14 protein-coding genes are annotated in these 16,160 nt (G+C 48.7%); 9 read left to right on the top strand and 5 right to left on the bottom strand.

All coding sequences use genetic code 11. The annotated features are described in order from the left end of the window. Positions 1-55: 55 nt before the first annotated feature. The 3 genes from LAT77_RS09535 to LAT77_RS09525 all read left to right on the top strand — a co-directional run bounded on the left by LAT77_RS09535 (position 56) and on the right by LAT77_RS09525 (position 2,562). Entirely contained in the window at positions 56-640 is a 585-nt protein-coding gene (locus LAT77_RS09535) for a YceI family protein (RefSeq protein WP_290564333.1), read from the top strand. Positions 641-695: 55 nt separating this feature from the next. Beyond that, positions 696-1,151, top strand: a complete 456-nt coding sequence (locus tag LAT77_RS09530) for an N-acetyltransferase (RefSeq protein ID WP_290564332.1) — start codon at positions 696-698, stop codon at positions 1,149-1,151. 127 nt (positions 1,152-1,278) lie between these two features. After that, positions 1,279-2,562 (top strand): anti-phage deoxyguanosine triphosphatase, encoded by a 1,284-nt coding sequence (locus tag LAT77_RS09525; RefSeq protein WP_290564331.1) that lies wholly within the window; start codon positions 1,279-1,281, stop codon positions 2,560-2,562. Here LAT77_RS09525 and rsuA read toward each other — a convergent pair. After that, a complete protein-coding gene (gene rsuA / locus LAT77_RS09520) occupies positions 2,559-3,245 on the bottom strand; it encodes a 16S rRNA pseudouridine(516) synthase RsuA (protein ID WP_290564330.1) in 687 nt (228 codons plus the stop codon). The genes LAT77_RS09525 and rsuA overlap by 4 nt on opposite strands. 116 nt (positions 3,246-3,361) lie before the next feature. On the opposite strand from rsuA, the gene LAT77_RS09515 reads away from it, so the two are divergent. Then, the gene (locus LAT77_RS09515; RefSeq protein WP_290564329.1) at positions 3,362-4,936 is read left to right on the top strand and encodes a cryptochrome/photolyase family protein; all 1,575 of its coding nucleotides are present in this window, start codon (positions 3,362-3,364) and stop codon (positions 4,934-4,936) included. Positions 4,937-5,008: 72 nt separating this feature from the next. Here LAT77_RS09515 and LAT77_RS09510 read toward each other — a convergent pair whose 3' ends face one another. Continuing rightward, a complete protein-coding gene (locus tag LAT77_RS09510; RefSeq protein ID WP_290564328.1) occupies positions 5,009-6,298 on the bottom strand; it encodes a Glu/Leu/Phe/Val dehydrogenase in 1,290 nt (429 codons plus the stop codon). 50 nt (positions 6,299-6,348) lie between these two features. Further along, entirely contained in the window at positions 6,349-8,367 is a 2,019-nt protein-coding gene (locus LAT77_RS09505; protein ID WP_290564327.1) for an NADPH-dependent 2,4-dienoyl-CoA reductase, read from the bottom strand. Between the two features lie 203 nt (positions 8,368-8,570). On the opposite strand from LAT77_RS09505, the gene LAT77_RS09500 reads away from it, so the two are divergent. The 3 genes from LAT77_RS09500 to zapE all read left to right on the top strand — a co-directional run bounded on the left by LAT77_RS09500 (position 8,571) and on the right by zapE (position 11,469). Then, a complete protein-coding gene (locus LAT77_RS09500; protein ID WP_290564326.1) occupies positions 8,571-9,053 on the top strand; it encodes a hypothetical protein in 483 nt (160 codons plus the stop codon). A gap of 1 nt (position 9,054) precedes the next feature. Continuing rightward, positions 9,055-10,188, top strand: a complete 1,134-nt coding sequence (locus LAT77_RS09495; protein ID WP_290564325.1) for a PQQ-dependent sugar dehydrogenase — start codon at positions 9,055-9,057, stop codon at positions 10,186-10,188. 177 nt (positions 10,189-10,365) lie between these two features. After that, positions 10,366-11,469: a cell division protein ZapE gene (gene zapE, locus LAT77_RS09490; protein WP_290564324.1), complete on the top strand. Its 1,104-nt coding sequence runs from the start codon at positions 10,366-10,368 to the stop codon at positions 11,467-11,469. 2 nt (positions 11,470-11,471) lie between these two features. On the opposite strand, the gene LAT77_RS09485 is transcribed toward zapE, so the two are convergent. Together LAT77_RS09485 and LAT77_RS09480 are read right to left on the bottom strand one after the other, a co-directional pair. Beyond that, positions 11,472-12,065, bottom strand: a complete 594-nt coding sequence (locus LAT77_RS09485; protein WP_290564323.1) for an outer membrane beta-barrel protein — start codon at positions 12,063-12,065, stop codon at positions 11,472-11,474. A 104-nt stretch (positions 12,066-12,169) separates the two neighbouring features. Then, positions 12,170-12,508 (bottom strand): zinc ribbon domain-containing protein YjdM, encoded by a 339-nt coding sequence (locus tag LAT77_RS09480; RefSeq protein WP_290564322.1) that lies wholly within the window; start codon positions 12,506-12,508, stop codon positions 12,170-12,172. 153 nt (positions 12,509-12,661) lie between these two features. On the opposite strand from LAT77_RS09480, the gene LAT77_RS09475 reads away from it, so the two are divergent. After that, complete coding sequence (locus LAT77_RS09475; protein ID WP_290564321.1) at positions 12,662-13,849, top strand: multidrug effflux MFS transporter; 1,188 nt, start codon at positions 12,662-12,664, stop codon at positions 13,847-13,849. 117 nt (positions 13,850-13,966) lie between these two features. After that, positions 13,967-16,141 carry a M3 family metallopeptidase gene (locus LAT77_RS09470; RefSeq protein WP_290564396.1) on the top strand — a complete coding sequence of 725 codons (2,175 nt, stop codon included), beginning with the start codon at positions 13,967-13,969 and terminating at the stop codon, positions 16,139-16,141. Positions 16,142-16,160 lie beyond the last annotated feature (19 nt).

Genomic DNA, 16,160 nt, shown 5'->3' with positions numbered 1-16,160 from the left:
ATGAATATATACCCTTTCGCTATTCTTTGTGCAACTTTTAGACTGGAGACCTACAATGAGTACTTTTAAATCAATTGCTTTAGCAAGTTTTCTTGCCGGCTCAACCTTGTTAGTGACTACAGCAAATGCTGCCGATTATGTCATCGACACCGAAGGCGCACATGCGTCAATTAACTTTAAAATTGATCACCTAGGCGTGAGCTATGTTGTCGGTCGTTTCAATGAGTTTACCGGTACATTTACTTTCGACTCGGAAAACCCAGACAACAATCGGATCGAAGTTACCGTCAAAACCGCGTCCGTGGATTCGAACCACACTGAGCGCGACAACCATGTCCGTAGCAGTGACTATCTTGATGTCGAACGCTGGAGCGAAGCACGCTTCGTCAGCACCCGGTATGTCGACTTAGGTGAAGGTAAAGGGCAAGTCATCGGTAATCTTACCCTCTTCGGTGAGACTCGAGAAGTGACCATTGACGTTGCTAAGTATGGTGAAGGTGCAGATCCTTGGGGTGGCTATCGCGCAGGTTTCACAGGCGAACTCGCCATCAATGTTGGCGACTTTGGTATGGACTTTAATCTCGGTCCGGCCGCGCAAACTGTGTACCTTGACCTGCATGTCGAAGGCATCCGCCAATAATTCTTGTATACTACCACCGGTGAAACACACCTGTGGTACTTAAGACGAGAATCCCATGCAAATTTCTTCTGCTCAAATTTTTGACATCCCCACAATCGCCAAACTAGAGCGTGACGAGTATGGTGCTGAAGGCTATCCCGAAACGTTTTTTTGGCAAGCATTGGCCCAATGGCCATCACTACTCCTCATCGCGCGCAATGAATCCTCGGCAAACGCGCCACTTGCTTATGTTCTTGCTGCTCCTGGCCAGACTGCCGGCCAAGCATGGATCATGTCGTTGTTAACCGTTCCGGCAGGACGCGGACAAGGTTTAGGTCGCCGCCTCATGGACGCGATTATCACGCAATTACAACTCGCTGGGTACGCAGAAGTACTGTTGACGGTATCACCTGCGAATCGTGCGGCAATTTCACTGTATCAGCAGCTTGGCTTTCGCATTCTCACTGAGAAAAAAGATTATTTAGGTCCCGGTCAAGATCGTTATTTAATGAGCCTGCCGCTAACTGACTAGTGCGCCGAAAGCTTTTTACCACTGCAGTTGACAAAAAAGTGAAGAATTGTTTCTGAAAGCAACGTACTGTAATAAAAAAATGATAACCTTAGATTAGCATTACATCATTCAGAGCGGAGCCTCAACCATGGAGAAGATTTGGCAAGCGCGGCGGTCAGGTGCAGCGCCAGCAAGACCTGGAGATCGACGTAATCCTTGGCAGCGCGATCGCGCCCGTATATTGCATTCCGCTGCATTTCGTCGGCTGCAATCAAAAACTCAGATCATGAACGTTGGTGAAAATGATTTTTATCGCACGCGTTTGACCCACTCACTCGAAGCCGCCCAAATCGGCGCCTCACTCATTAATCAATTAGCGCACACCAGTTCTGAGTCGATACAAGCACTCCTCCCTGATGAAAATTTAATGGAAGCCTTATGTTTGGCGCATGATATCGGTCATCCGCCCTTTGGCCATGGTGGTGAAACTGCGCTCAATTATAAAATGCTTGGCTCCGGAGGCTTTGAGGGTAACGGCCAAACGTTCCGCATTGTCGGTCGACTCGAATCCTATCATGAAACTCATGGTATGGATTTAACCCGTCGAACCCTATTAGGGCTATTAAAATATCCAGTACTCATGCCTGATCTCGAGTCGCCAAGTGAAGGTACGCCAGCAAGTTTAAGCGCTTGGAAGCCGGCAAAAGCTATATTTAAGGCTGATGCAGAGCTGCTTGACTGGGTCCTCGAGCCACTCAGTGATTCAGACAGAGAGCAGTTTCAAAGCGTCATTCAACTAAACCAATCGCCATGGCAGAAGTCGTTACATAAATCGTTCGATGCCTCATTAATGGAACTCGCAGACGACATCGCCTATGGTGTTCACGATCTCGAGGACGCTGTCGTCACTGGAACCTTAACGTCTTCGCAGTGGCATACCCATATGGATAGTGTCTTAGCAAATTTATCTAACGACTTACAGCAACTCATGATTGAGCTCGGTGAGCAATTGTTTTCCGGTACACATTATCAACGGAAAAACGCGATCGGTGCACTGGTGAACATTTTCGTCACTGCAATCACAACGAAGGATGTACTGCCTGAGACTGAAGAGCCGCTAATTCGTTTTAACGCAATCCTACCGGAAGAACAGCGGACATTGCTAGACGCCTTAAAAGGCGTGGTGTTTGAGCACGTTATCAACGATCCAGCTATTCAGCAATTACGCTATCGCAGTCAGAATATGCTGCTAGATCTTTTCTCTGCATTTCATGCGGAACCCTTGCGCTTACTGCCGAGAAATACTCGGGCTCGCTGGACTGAAGCATTCAACAGAGAAGGCCAAATCGCTGCCGACCGCGTCTTATGCGACTACATCGCCGGGATGACCGACGACTACGCCAGTCATATGTATCGCCGATTATTCAGCTAAAACAGCGCGACTTCCTCGGCGCTTAAATGACGATACTCGCCGGGCTCTAAGTCACCGAGTGTGAGTTCGCCGACCTGCTCTCGGTGCAAGCCTTCAACTTTATTGCCAACCGCAGCGAACATACGCCGAACCTGATGATACCTACCCTCAGACAAGGTCACTAAAGCTTCACGTTCGTTGACAATCGTCAATTTCGCTGGCTTCGTCAGCGCCACATCGCCATGCAATTTAATCCCCGCAGCAAATTTTTCTACCGCTTCTTCGCTGATCGGATCCGCGAGCTGCGCGCGGTAAACTTTTTCACAGGCATGTTTCGGCGACGTAATTCGGTGCGACCACTGCCCGTCATTGGTGACCAGTAATAGTCCGCTGGTATCGAGGTCGAGGCGTCCTACGGTATGAAATTTCTCCGGATTCGGTAAATCAAGATAGACAAAAACAGTCGGATGCCGAGGGTCATCATTGGCACAGATACAGCCTAACGGCTTATGAAACAGAATATACGTAGGACCTAAACGTTCGAGCGTTACGCCATTCCACTCCACCAACCCCGCCGATGGTACCTGCACAGCGCCCTTTTTGACCACCTCGCCATCGAGGGTCACCTCGCCTCGGTGCAACACTTTGCTGGCCTCTTTTCGGCTCATACCCGTGGTTTCAGATAGATATCGATCAATACGCATAATATAAGAGAACCTTAATGAGTGTTTCTTCGTAAGTACTCATTAGTCTACTGAACCATTCGCCTCCTGCCTATGAAATTCAGTCGTGGTAGTCTAAATCAAGGAATACTCGTCGTATGTCTCTATGGAAAAGTCTCGATATCGTTCCAGCTGCGATCAAGAACCAATACCAAGAAGTTCGTCTCATCCTTGGCGATCAGCTCAATTTGAGTCACTCATGGTTCGATGATGAACAACCGGTTCTCTATGTCATGTTTGAGATGCAGCAAGAAATCGATTACGTGACGCATCATCAACAGAAAGTTCTCGCTTTCTTTGCAGCCATGCGGGCATTTGCCGATGTACTTGGCACCTTAGTCGACGTTCTTTATATCCGTTTAGACAGCGCGGAAAATCAACATGACCTCGTGACCAACATACAGACAATCCTTGCTCAATTGCCGAACGTTTCCCAGTTTAGCTATCAACAACCCGATGAGTACCGGCTGGATCAGCAATTGCTCAACTGCGATTTAGGCTGCAATAAATCCATGGTCTCCAGTGAACATTTTCTGCTCGAGCGCTCGGATATTCCTGTGTTTCTACCCACAGATAAAAAACCATTAATGGAAACTTTTTATCGCAAGGTTCGACGCAAAACCGGTTATCTGATGAAGCAAGATAAACCGCTTGGTGATCGCTGGAACTTTGATCAAGAAAATCGAAACCGCTTACCCGATGATGTCATCGTCCCTGAGCCCGTGAGTTTTAAAAATGACGTGACGCACATTGCCGAAATGCTTGAGCAAATGCAAACGAAAACGATTGGCAAGCCAGTTGCCGACTATCTTGACTGGCCGATTAGTCGCCGACAGTCACGCCAGCTACTCAAGCACTTTATTCAACATGCTTTGCCTGCCTTTGGACTCTATCAGGACGCGATGAGTACACGCGGCTATTTGCTTTTTCATTCCCGCCTGTCGTTTAGTTTGAACACCAAAATGATTAGCCCGCAAGAAGTTGTCGAAGCCGCCATTAGTGCCTTTGAGGAGCAAGAGAATGTAATTTCTTTGGCGCAAATTGAAGGCTTTGTCCGCCAAATAATCGGTTGGCGCGAGTATGTACGACTGATCTATTGGCGTGAAATGCCCACCTACAAAACGCTTAATTTTTTCAAATTTAAGAACGACTTACCGAGCTTTTTTTGGAATGCAGAAACGAAAATGAAATGTCTCAATGCGACCATTGAGCAGTCACTCGAGACCGCCTACGCACATCATATTCAGCGACTCATGGTGACTGGGAATTTCAGCGTACTAGCGGGCATTGACCCTGACCAAGTCGACGCTTGGTATCTGGGCATTTATGCCGATGCAATCGAATGGGTTGAATTGCCAAACACGCGGGGCATGAGTCAGTTCGCAGATGGTGGCTTACTGGCGACTAAGCCCTACGTGTCGTCCGGGAATTACATCAACAAGATGAGTAATTATTGTCAACATTGCTATTATGATGTGAAGCTGAAAACGGGTCCTCGGAGCTGTCCATTGAATAGTCTTTACTGGAGTTTTCTTGTCCAACAAAGAGACAAGCTAGCACACAATCCGCGACTGGCCGTGATCTATAAACAATGGGATAAGCGCCCCGCAGACGAGCAAAATGCAATTTTAGCCCAAGCTTCAACGTGGCTACTCAATCTCGATGAGATTTAACGCGAAACGCCGAATAGTGAGTGCTATTCGGCGTTCTTCAGCGTCATTCAATCAAACTGCGTCAAGTGAAACTCATTTGTTTTTAAAGTCACTCTGTGTCCCGCGCGCATCCATCGACTCGGCAATCCGTCGAATACCCTGCATGTAGGCGGCGCTGCGCAGATCGAGTTGCTCTTTTTCTGCCAATTCGAAACACTGCTGAGATTGCGTACGGATTACCTCTTGCATCCGTTCCGTGACTTGCTCCGAAGTCCAATAGTCAGCACTGCGATTTTGTAGCCACTCAAAATAACTGACAATCACACCGCCCGTGTTCGCCAGTACATCCGGGATGACAACGATATCATTATCAAGCAGAATCGAGTCAGCATCGGCAGCAACTGGGCCATTCGCGATTTCTAACAACCACTTCGCCCGCACATTCCCCGCATTGTCTTGAGTTATTTGGTTCTCAAGGGCAGCAAGTGCCAGAATATCCACGTCCAGTGCGAGTAGCTCGCTATTTGACAGTGATGAAACTTCACCGCCCTTTTTCGCACTCACGCCTTTGAGCTCACGATGCTTACGTTTGTGTTCATAAATGGCATCAACATCCAAACCATCTGCACTATAAACCGCACCGCTCGAATCCGAGACCGCGACCACATTAAAACCTAAACGCTTGGCTGCACGGGCAAAATAATAACCAGCATTACCAATGCCCTGAATTGCTATGTTCAAGTCTTCGGGTTGTTGATTCTGTTGTTCTGTCCAGATCTGCAGGACTTGCGCTGCCCCCTCTCCCGTTGCCGACGTGCGTCCGCGTGAGCCACCCATCGCCACCGGTTTTCCAGTAATCACAGCAGGACGGCGTTGGCGTATTAAGGTGTCATATTCATCCGACATCCAGCCCATGATGCGTTCGTCGGTATTCATATCGGGCCCAGGAATGTCCACTTCTGGACCAATAACATCCGCCATCGCACGCATGTAGCCGCGTGATAAGCGCTCTAATTCAAGCAATGATAGCTTTTTCGGATCAACTCGGACGCCGCCTTTAGCGCCACCATAAGGTAAATCGACGACGGCACATTTAATCGCCATCCAAAAGCTGAGTGCGGTGACTTCGTCGCGATTGACGCTCGGATGGAAACGAATCCCTCCTTTACCCGGCCCTCGAGTCAAATCAAATTGCACACGCCAACCGCGGAATACTTGCAATGAACCATCGTCCATTCGCACTGGAATAGCCGCTTCGACCATGCGATGCGGCACGCTCAGTCGTTGTTTCGTATCTGGGCACACGGACAATCGTTCAAAGATTAAGTCCAAGCGTTGCTGGGCTTCTTGAATGACCTTCGGGATATCACTGGGTTGCACCATATCGAAACTCCTCGGTTTTGTTTTTAAATCGTGTCCTTCACGCTCTCCAATTATATCTGTGCCGCCAGCTCTGCTCCCTGACGTATCGCTCGTTTTGCATCCAACTCAGCGGCAACATCAGAACCGCCGATGAGATGCACGCGAACACCAGCTTGTTGCAATGGCTCTTGCAAGGCACGCATCGGTGTTTGTCCGGCGCAGACGACAATGTGATCAACTTCAAGCGTTTCTGACTTGCCATTACGTTCAATTTCAAGTCCAAGTTCAGTTACCGCTTTGTAACTGACACCATTGAGCATCTTGACGCCTTTATGTTTCAGCGTTGAACGATGAACCCACCCGGATGTTTTAGCGAGATTACCTCCGACTTTGCTCTCTTTCCGTTGCAGCAAGTAAACCTGTCGAGGCGACGGGTCTGGTAGCGGCTGAGTCAATGCTCCGCGATTCTGATAATTGGTATCGATGCCCCAGATCCCATGCCACTCTTTGCTATCTAAACTCGGCGAATGTTCCGTCGTCAAAAACTCAGCAACATCGAAGCCGATACCACCAGCACCAATGATGGCGACACGTTTACCCACCTCCTTATGGTCCCGCAGGACATCTAAGTAACCTAAGACTTTATCCTGCTCCGCGCCTGGAAGATCAATTTTTCGCGGTTGAATACCTGTGGCGAGAATCACTTCATCAAAGCCGTTCGCGAGGCTTTCAGCCGTTTGTTCAGTGTTAAGATGCACATGCACTCCGGCGTCCACGAGGCGATTTTGGAAGTATCGAATCGTTTCGTGAAACTCCTCTTTTCCGGGAATTTGTTTGGCGTAATTAAATTGACCACCAATTTCATGACTACGGTCGAAAAGATGCACTTCATGCCCTCGCTCGGCAGCAAAGCAAGCAAATGATAGACCAGCGGGTCCAGCACCTACCACCGCAAGCTTTTTAACCTGTGTTGCTGGTGTCATACGCAACTCAGTCTCGTATGCAGCTAATGGGTTAACTAAGCAGCTCGCCCTTTTGTTCTCGAACACATGATCTAAACACGCTTGATTACAAGCGATACACGTATTAATTCGATCCGCCTGACCATTCTCGGCCTTGCGCACAAAATCCGCATCAGCAAGGAAAGGTCGCGCCATGGAAACCATGTCGGCCTCGTCATTGGCGAGAATCGACTCGGCAATTTCCGGTGTGTTGATTCGGTTTGTGGCGACAACCGGCACCGACAGCTCTTGTTTCAGACGAGCGGTAATCCACCGAAATGCACCGCGAGGCACAGACGTGACAATGGTCGGTACCCGCGCTTCATGCCAACCAATCCCCGTGTTAATAATCGTCGCACCAGCGCTTTCAATCTGTTTGCCAAGCGTGATCACTTCCTCGAGCGTACTACCATCTTCAACCAAGTCGAGCATGGAGAGCCGGTAGATAACAATGAAGTTGTCACCGACGGCCGCTTTCACCGCTTTCATAATTTCCAATGGAAAACGCATACGGTTTTCGTAACTGCCACCCCAACGATCCGTTCGTTTATTGGTTCGCTGACAAATGAATTGATTAATTAAGTAACCTTCTGACCCCATAATTTCGACGCCGTCATAGCCTGCTTTTTGCGCCAGCTTGGCCGCGCGCGCATAGTGGCGAATCGTGGTCAGAATTTGTCGCTCACTCAACTCTGAGGGTTTAAAGGGGGTAATCGGTGCTTTTATGGCGCTTGGCGCGACACTTAGGGGATGATAGGAGTAACGCCCTGCATGAAGAATCTGCATCGCAATCTTTCCGCCGGCGGCATGGACAGCATCGGTGACCTGTCGGTGTTTGCCAATCTGCCAAGGATAGCTGAGCTGACTTGCAAACGGTGCTAGGCGACCACGAACGTTCGGGCTAATGCCACCGGTAACAATTAAACCAACACCGCCGCGCGCGCGAGCTGCATAGAATTCAGCCAACTTCGCAAAACCACCGCGCTCTTCTTCTAAATTGGTATGCATTGATCCCATCAAGACGCGGTTCTTCAACGTTGTGAAGCCCAAATCGAGTGGCTCAAATAATTTTGGGTAATGCTTGTTCATGCCAATGTACCTTCTGGTCTAACCTCTTGAATACCCTCACTGTAGCCGCAGTTGTGAACTCGAGCAAGCACACCTGTACGCTGAGCTGCGTTTAATCATGCGGGCAAACAAGCTGAATACTGGCTAATTTGAAAGAAATTAGGTAGTTTAATAGGCTTAAAATAAAAACACGTTTAGCAAAAAATAATAGAAGGGTTGTTCACATGAGGACTCGGCGGCGAACGCTAAGTTATTTGCTTGCCTTTATACCTGCTGTTCTGCTGGCGGGTGTGCTCGGTTCTGTGATTCAAACCCAATTCAATTTGCTTGCGATCGGCTCCATTGGGCCGGCCATCGACTTTGCCACGCGTTTAGAAACAACGCTCTATGACCTTCGTCATTTTGGCCCAGTTTATACCGCGATTATTTTTTTGGTCTACCTCATCGCCCTGCCGGTTGCGCATCTGGTGGTTCGTATGCAGAAGCGGCAGATTTACGCGTGGTGTGCTGTCGCCACTGCGATTGGCCTTTGGGTCGCTCTTCGTGTCATTGATCATTTTGCCCCGATGCCGACTCTCATTGCCGCAACACGGACAACACCTGGCACCTTGTTGATGATTTTTAGTAGTTTTCTGGGTGGCCTTTTTTATGCGTGGCTTAGTCGGATCCTACGCCGTTATTTGCCCCGAGCAAGACAAGGAACATAGGATGAATGTTACCTGGCAACGCCTACTCATGACGCTAGCCGCTGCAATTTCCTTTTCCTCGGCAGCTGTACAAAGTCACACTGAAGAACAGGACGGTAAGCTCTGGCAATACGAAGTCATGGTTGAACAAATTGAATTTCCTTGGGCAATCGCAATTCTACCCAACGATGATTATCTGATTAGCAGTCGCAGCGGCGCATTGTGGCACTATCAGACGACCGACGAACAGATGACGAACGTGCTCCCAGAACTTGAAAACTTATGGGTCGATGGCCAAGCAGGTCTCTTTGATCTTGCCCTTCACCCTCACTTTGACAGTCAGCCTTATGTTTACCTAACTTATGCGTGTGGGGATTTACGTCACAACAATACTTGTCTCGCCAGAGCTCGGTGGACGGGTCGTGAACTCGTCGAGACTGAACTTCTCTTTCAAGCCTATCCGGAAAAACGAGGGAGCGCACATTATGGTGGTCGGATCGCGTTTCTACCCGACGATACCTTAGTGTTAACCTTAGGTGATGGCTTTGATTATCGCGAACGGGCACAATCATTGAGCGACCATTTAGGCACGACCATTCGTCTAACGTTGGACGGTGATATACCCAGTGACAATCCATTTGTCGCTAACCCTAAAGCATTACCGGAAATATACAGTTACGGCCATCGTAACGTACAAGGCATTGCTTGGCATCCGCAATTACAAGCACTTTTTATCAGTGAGCATGGGCCTCGCGGTGGCGACGAAGTTAATCGCCTGCGTGCAGGTGGCAACTTTGGCTGGCCGCTGCTAACCGGCGGTGTTGACTATACCGGCGCAAAAGTCACTCCCTATCGAGACTTACCCGGCCTAATTCAAGCTGATTTTGAGTGGACGCCGTCGATTGCACCAAGTGGGCTTGCCATCTATTCCGGCGCTGAGTTCCCACAATGGCAAGACCATTTACTGGTACCTGCACTCGCCGGCAAGCATGTGGCCTTATTACGCGCCGATGCAGACGCAGTCGAGTCTGTTGCAACGCTATTTACTGACCTCGATGCACGAATTCGCGCGATTCAAGTCCATCCGCGCACTGGCCATATCTATCTACTTATCGATGCACCTGATGGAAAAATAATCAAAGTCACTCGTCAGTAAAGCTTTTTTTGATCCGAAGATGACGCGCTCACGTTTTAAAAAACGACCATGAGTTTGCCGGCTCATGGTTCGCTAGCAACGAGCTTGAGCCAGCATCCCCTGCTGGCTCTTTTTTTACAGGTTGGGTATGCTAGCCTCGTCGCCTAATCGCCGTGTAAACACGCAAGGAATCCGTCGATGTTGAATGCTTATCAGCAGCTTTCAAAATCTCAAACATTGCGCTTTGATGGCCATCAGGCGCTAATTCTGCTGTCGTTGCATCGGCTTGGTCAGAATTTAAATCAACAGAATGCGTCACAGAAAGGCGTATATCTTTATGGGCCAGTTGGCCGCGGCAAAACCATGCTGATGGATTTGTTTTTTCAACATTGTTCCGAACCCCGCAAGATCCGACTGCATTACCATCATTTTATGAAGCGCGTTCATCTCGCCTTAAATCAGATAAGCGGGCAAGAAAACCCACTCACTGTCATCGCCGCACAATGGGCTGAAGACTATCGGTTAATCTGTTTGGATGAGTTTTTTGTCGAAGATATGGGCGATGCAATGATTCTTGGGCGTCTTTGGCAAGCGCTATTTAACAACGGGGTGACTTTGGTCACAACCTCGAACAGCCGACCTGAGGAACTCTATAAAAATGGACTGGGTCGCGACCGTTTTTTACCCACGATTCACTTACTCAACCAGCATTGCACTGTGTTATCACTCGATCATCCAACTGATTACCGCCGAAGTGCAAATAACACTGAAAGCACGTTGAACTATTATTGGCAGTCGTCAACACCAACCAGTACAGAGCTCATGGCTGAAATTCGCCAGAGCCTGCAACTATCATCACCCATAGAGCCCGGACATCTTGATTTACTAGGTCGCGAAGTTCCCTTTCTATGGCGTACGCAGACTGCGATTGCGCTTTCGTTCGAGGCCTTATGTATGGGTCCGCGCAGTCAACGCGATTACATGGAGCTCGCAGCGCAATACAAAGTCATGGTGGTGATCGATGTACCGCGTTTTAGCTACACTCCGACTAAAGCCATTGTTCACGGTGTTGAAGAAACGTATCAGCGTGAAGACAGCCAACAACAATTTGGTCAACGTGATGACGCCGCTAGGCGATTCATGGCTTTGGTCGATGAGTGCTATGAACAATCGTGTTTGGTTGTAGTGAGTAGTGACACAGCGATTGACGAGTTGTATCAAGGCAAGGAGTTAGCCCAACCCTTCGCTCGCTGTGCGTCGCGTTTACATGAAATGCAAACGTGGCCGTTGCCGTCCGAGTAAACTTAAAAGCGTAATGCTAAGCCCAAACGTACTGACTGATAATCGTCGCCGCTGGTAACATATTCCAGCGAAGCACGCCAGTTTCGCGATAACCGATAGCCAACACCAGCACCGTAGATAAAATCTGTCGAACTATACCGCGGCAGTTGTTGCTGGGTATCGACCGTCGTCCGCGCAATACCGAGATTGGCAAAAACAAAGGTGGTATCGGTCAAATCGAACTCGGGCACCAGCACCAACTGCAAACTCTCCATGTCACCTTGCTCATGAACTGCAATTAAGGTGCAGGCGGTATCGGGCGGACAGCGATTCGAACTGCGCATTTCAGCGCCAAATTCATAACTGGCACGAATACTTAAATTGGGTGTCGCGAACCAGGAAAGTGAGCCAATAAAACTGGTTTTACTTTGATCGGTAACCGCATGCCACGGGGTTCCAGATGTCTCACGGTCGATTGACGTGCGCGCTACGTTTGCACTAAACATCCAATCTTTTTCGAAAGCTTGAGCACTTGCAGCTGGGGCATAGGTGACGCCCACCAAAATAAGTCCAGTCAGGGCGGACAAAGACGCTGATGTGAACGATATAAAACGCATAACTCGCTCCTTCGTTACATTAAAATCTAATAAATAAACTAGCCGCTCAGAACTGAGAGTGCCACTTGAACATCGTCAAAAGTTGTCAAAATAATCGACCACAATTAGACTTTTTTGACAAATTCTGACTTCAACTTCATGGCTCCAATACCGTCAATTTTGCAGTCAATGTCATGATCGCCATCAACAAGGCGGATATTCTTAACTTTCGTTCCGACTTTCACCACTAAAGAAGAACCTTTGACTTTCAAGTCCTTAATGACCGTCACCGTGTCGCCGTCGAGCAAAACATTGCCGTTGGCATCACGAATCCCTTGCGCTTCAGTTGTTTCTGCATTTGCCTCTTGTGCCCATTCATGACCACATTCAGGGCAAACAAACATGAGTCCATCTTCGTACGTATAAGCAGAGCTGCATTTCGGGCAATTCGGTAGACCACTCATCTCATTTTCATCCTTTCGATTAACCAGTGCCGTATAATGCCCGAAATCGTTAGTTTTCTCCATGCATCCGAACAGCCACTGTTCGTGTTTCCTGTATGTCTACTCTGAAGTTTCAACGACATGCTATAACCACCGCAAGCTAGAGAAGGTATCGTGACCGCATCAACTCAACCCATTCGAGGATTTGCTTGGCTACTCGCTGCACTGGTGGCTTTGGGCCCTTTAGCGATTGACGCCTATTTGCCTGCCATGCCAGAAATGGCAAAGGATCTCGGCACTTCACTACACAATATCGAAATCACCTTAAGCGTTTTTCTCGTCGGCTTTGCGGCAGGACAGTTAATCGGTGGCCCTTTTTCTGACCGATTTGGGCGACGCCTGACCATTCTCGTCGGCTTAAGCCTGTTCATTCTCGGCTCTGTTTTTATTGCGCTTGGTTCACGCATTGAATTGCTTTGGGTTGGACGTGTTTTGCAAGCCTTCGGCGGCGGTATGGGGGTGGTCAATACCATGGCAGTCGTGCGTGATCGCTATGCGGGTAGCGAGAGTGCGAAAATTCTTTCGCAAATCGTCACGATCATGATGGCAGCGCCATTATTGGCTCCCTTTATTGGCGCCCTACTTTTACTCGTCAGCGACTGGCGCAGCATTTTTTGGTTTTTAGCCCTATATGCGGTTTTGTTGCTTATTTTACTGCGTCGTTATCTCCCTGAAACACGCAAAATTCAACAACATGCTCAAAAGCAGTCGGTTTGGCAACGCTATCGCAGTGTGATTCAAAACAAACGAGCGGCTGGATTCTTATTCGCAGTCGCCTTCAGCAATGCCGGCATGTTTGCCTTCTTAACCAGCTCGCCAGGCGTTTACATGGGCTACTATCAGATTAGTCCAACCCTCTATCCGGTTTTGTTTGCGCTTAATATTGTGACCTTAAGTATTTGTAACCAGGTCAATATTCGCCTATTACGCCATCATTCACCGGCAAACATACTACGCCGTGGCCAAAGCTTACAATTAATAGTCGGCGCGATAATGTTAGTGCTCGTCCTGCTTTTTTCTTTACCCATTTGGTTACTCGTGCCGCAAATCATGATATTTGTCGGCTTACAGGGCTTTGTCGTCGCCAATGGCATGTCCGCAGTCACCGATGAGTTTCCTTACAACTCAGCCACAGCAACCGCGCTAATAAGTGCCAGCGGTTTCACCTTGGGTGCCTTTACCGGCGCTATAAGTGCATTTTTAAGTGATGGCTCACCATTGGCAATGGTCGCCGTCATGGCCTGCTGTCCATTGATTGGCATAACCTTAAGACGACTTTTTCATGGTAAAGTAAAAAAATAAGACCAAATGCCTATTTTGCTCTGCTAAAGCAACTGCATTTCGCTTCCATTTGTTGCATACTCGAAGCGATCTGCACTTATACAACAATCGTTGAGAGAGGATATTCCCGTGCATACCATGCAAAAAACTTTACTGGCATCACTAATCGGTGCCGCCTTAGCAATCACTGGCTGTGCTGAACAAGCGCCGGCGCCGACCGCAACTGAATCAGCTCAGGTGAGCGAATCTGCGAACGACACCGTGTCGATGGAAAACCCATTCTTCCAACCTTTCGCGTTGCAATACCAAGCACCTGATTTCCGCATCATTGAAGACGAGCATTTCCTGCCAGCGTTTGAGCGCGGTATGGCAGAGCAAATCGCAGAGATTGAAGCGATTGCGAATAATCCAGAAGCACCAACTTTTGAGAATACGCTCGAAGCGATGGAGCGCAGTGGGGAGTTGCTGACTCGAGTATCACGCGTTTTCTACAACCTTGTTGGTACCGATAGTAATGAAGCGCGCCGCGCGATTCAGTCAGAGTTAGCGCCGAAAATGGCGGCACACTCGGACAATATCAACCTCAACCCAGCATTATTTGAACGCGTCAAATCAATCTACGAGCAGCGCGAAAACTTAGGCTTAAACAGTGAACAGCAACGCTTAGTCGAAGTTTATCATCAGCGTTTTGTTCGTGCTGGTGCCTTACTCACCGAAGCTGAGAAAGAGCAAATTCGTGCATTGAACGAAGAGCATTCGCGGTTAACCAACCAATTTGCCCAGAACCTACTTGCAGAAACTCGCAACATCGCTGTGGTCGTCGATACGGTTGAAGAGCTCGATGGCTTATCTCGTTCACAAATTCAAGCGGCAGCCAACGCTGCTGCTGATCGTGGTCATGAAGGTAAGTACTTACTTAGCATCACGAATACGACGCGCCAGCCGATTCTGACTCAATTAAATAACCGCGAACTTCGCCAGCGGGTTTGGGAAGCTTCAGCCTATCGCGCGCAGTCAGGCGACTATGATAACCGCCCAATTTCCGCTCGTTTAGCACAAATCCGAGCGCAACGCGCTGCCTTACTCGGCTATGACAGTTGGGCAGACTACAATCTTGAAACGCAAATGGCGGAGAAGCCGGAAGCCGTCTTCGAGATGCTCGGCAGTATGCTGCCAGCGGTCGTTGCCAACGTGCAAGCCGAACAAGATGCAATTCAGGAAATGATCGAGCGTCGTGGTGGTGATTTTGAAGTCCAGCCATGGGACTGGGAATACTACGCTGAATTCGTTCGCCAAGAGCTTTACGACTTAGATGAAAGCGAAGTACGTGAGTATTTCGAATTTAATCGCGTTTTGCATGACGGCGTGTTCTATACCATGAACCGTTTCTACGGTATTACGTTTGAGCCGCGTCCTGACCTCCCAACTTACCACCCTGACGTGGAAGTTTATGAAGTATTTGACCATGACGGCACCAGTCTGGCGATTTTCTATGCAGACTATTTCGCTCGCGAAGGTAAACGTGGTGGTGCTTGGATGAGCTCGTTCGTTGGCCAGTCACATTTGCTCGACAGCAAACCAGTGGTGGTTAACGTCATGAACATTCCAAAAGCACCGGAAGGTGAGCCAACATTAGTGAGCTATGACCATGTAACCACCATTTTCCATGAGTTAGGTCACGGTATTCATGGTATGTTCTCTAACGTCACTTACCCAACCTTAGCAGGTACTTCGGTGTCACGTGACTTCGTGGAATTCCCATCAACCTTCGAAGAAGACTGGGCTGCTCACCCTGAAGTAATCGGTAACTACGCTAAACACCACGAAACTGGTGAGCCAATTCCGACAGAATTACTTGAGCGTGTGATTCAATCACGTAGCTTCAACCAAGGTTTCGATACCTTAGAGTACATCTCTGCTTCGTTGCTCGATATGGAATGGCACTCATTATCTGCTGATTCCGAGTTGCAAGACGTCAATGAGTTTGAAGCCGCAGCGCTAGCCAAGCACGGTGTCGATCTTGAAGCTGTTCCTCCGCGTTATAAAACGACCTTCTTCAGCCACTCGATGGGCGGCGGTTATTCTGCGAGCTACTACGCCTATATGTGGAGCGAAATTTTGGCTGCAGACGCGTTCGCTTATGTGCAAAGCCAAGGTGGTCTGACGCGTGAGAACGGTAACCATTATCGTCGCAACATTCTTGAAGTAGGTAACTCACGTCCAACCATGGAATCTTACATTGAATTCCGTGGCCAAGAGCCGACGACTGATGCATTGTTAATTCGACGTGGCCTCAAATTAAGCGTCGATTAACAGCGTTCTTAACGTAAAA

The sequence above is a fragment of the Aliidiomarina sp. genome (assembly GCF_022565475.1).
GTDB lineage: Bacteria > Pseudomonadota > Gammaproteobacteria > Enterobacterales > Alteromonadaceae > Aliidiomarina.
Note: the sequence above shows the minus strand (reverse complement) of the source record. Positions and strands in the feature narration are given on the sequence as shown.

Bases quoted from the DNA above. Each gene is read 5' to 3' on its own strand.
- LAT77_RS09495 (WP_290564325.1), top strand. From the start codon at position 9,055: ATGAATGTTACCTGGCAACGCCTACTCATGACGCTAGCCGCTGCAATT.
- LAT77_RS09480 (WP_290564322.1), bottom strand. From the start codon at position 12,508: ATGAGTGGTCTACCGAATTGCCCGAAATGCAGCTCTGCTTATACGTAC.
- LAT77_RS09535 (WP_290564333.1), top strand. From the start codon at position 56: ATGAGTACTTTTAAATCAATTGCTTTAGCAAGTTTTCTTGCCGGCTCA.
- zapE (WP_290564324.1), top strand. From the start codon at position 10,366: ATGTTGAATGCTTATCAGCAGCTTTCAAAATCTCAAACATTGCGCTTT.
- LAT77_RS09500 (WP_290564326.1), top strand. From the start codon at position 8,571: ATGAGGACTCGGCGGCGAACGCTAAGTTATTTGCTTGCCTTTATACCT.
- rsuA (WP_290564330.1), bottom strand. From the start codon at position 3,245: ATGCGTATTGATCGATATCTATCTGAAACCACGGGTATGAGCCGAAAA.
- LAT77_RS09525 (WP_290564331.1), top strand. From the start codon at position 1,279: ATGGAGAAGATTTGGCAAGCGCGGCGGTCAGGTGCAGCGCCAGCAAGA.
- LAT77_RS09530 (WP_290564332.1), top strand. From the start codon at position 696: ATGCAAATTTCTTCTGCTCAAATTTTTGACATCCCCACAATCGCCAAA.
- LAT77_RS09470 (WP_290564396.1), top strand. From the start codon at position 13,967: ATGCAAAAAACTTTACTGGCATCACTAATCGGTGCCGCCTTAGCAATC.
- LAT77_RS09515 (WP_290564329.1), top strand. From the start codon at position 3,362: ATGTCTCTATGGAAAAGTCTCGATATCGTTCCAGCTGCGATCAAGAAC.
- LAT77_RS09505 (WP_290564327.1), bottom strand. From the start codon at position 8,367: ATGAACAAGCATTACCCAAAATTATTTGAGCCACTCGATTTGGGCTTC.
- LAT77_RS09485 (WP_290564323.1), bottom strand. From the start codon at position 12,065: ATGCGTTTTATATCGTTCACATCAGCGTCTTTGTCCGCCCTGACTGGA.
- LAT77_RS09510 (WP_290564328.1), bottom strand. From the start codon at position 6,298: ATGGTGCAACCCAGTGATATCCCGAAGGTCATTCAAGAAGCCCAGCAA.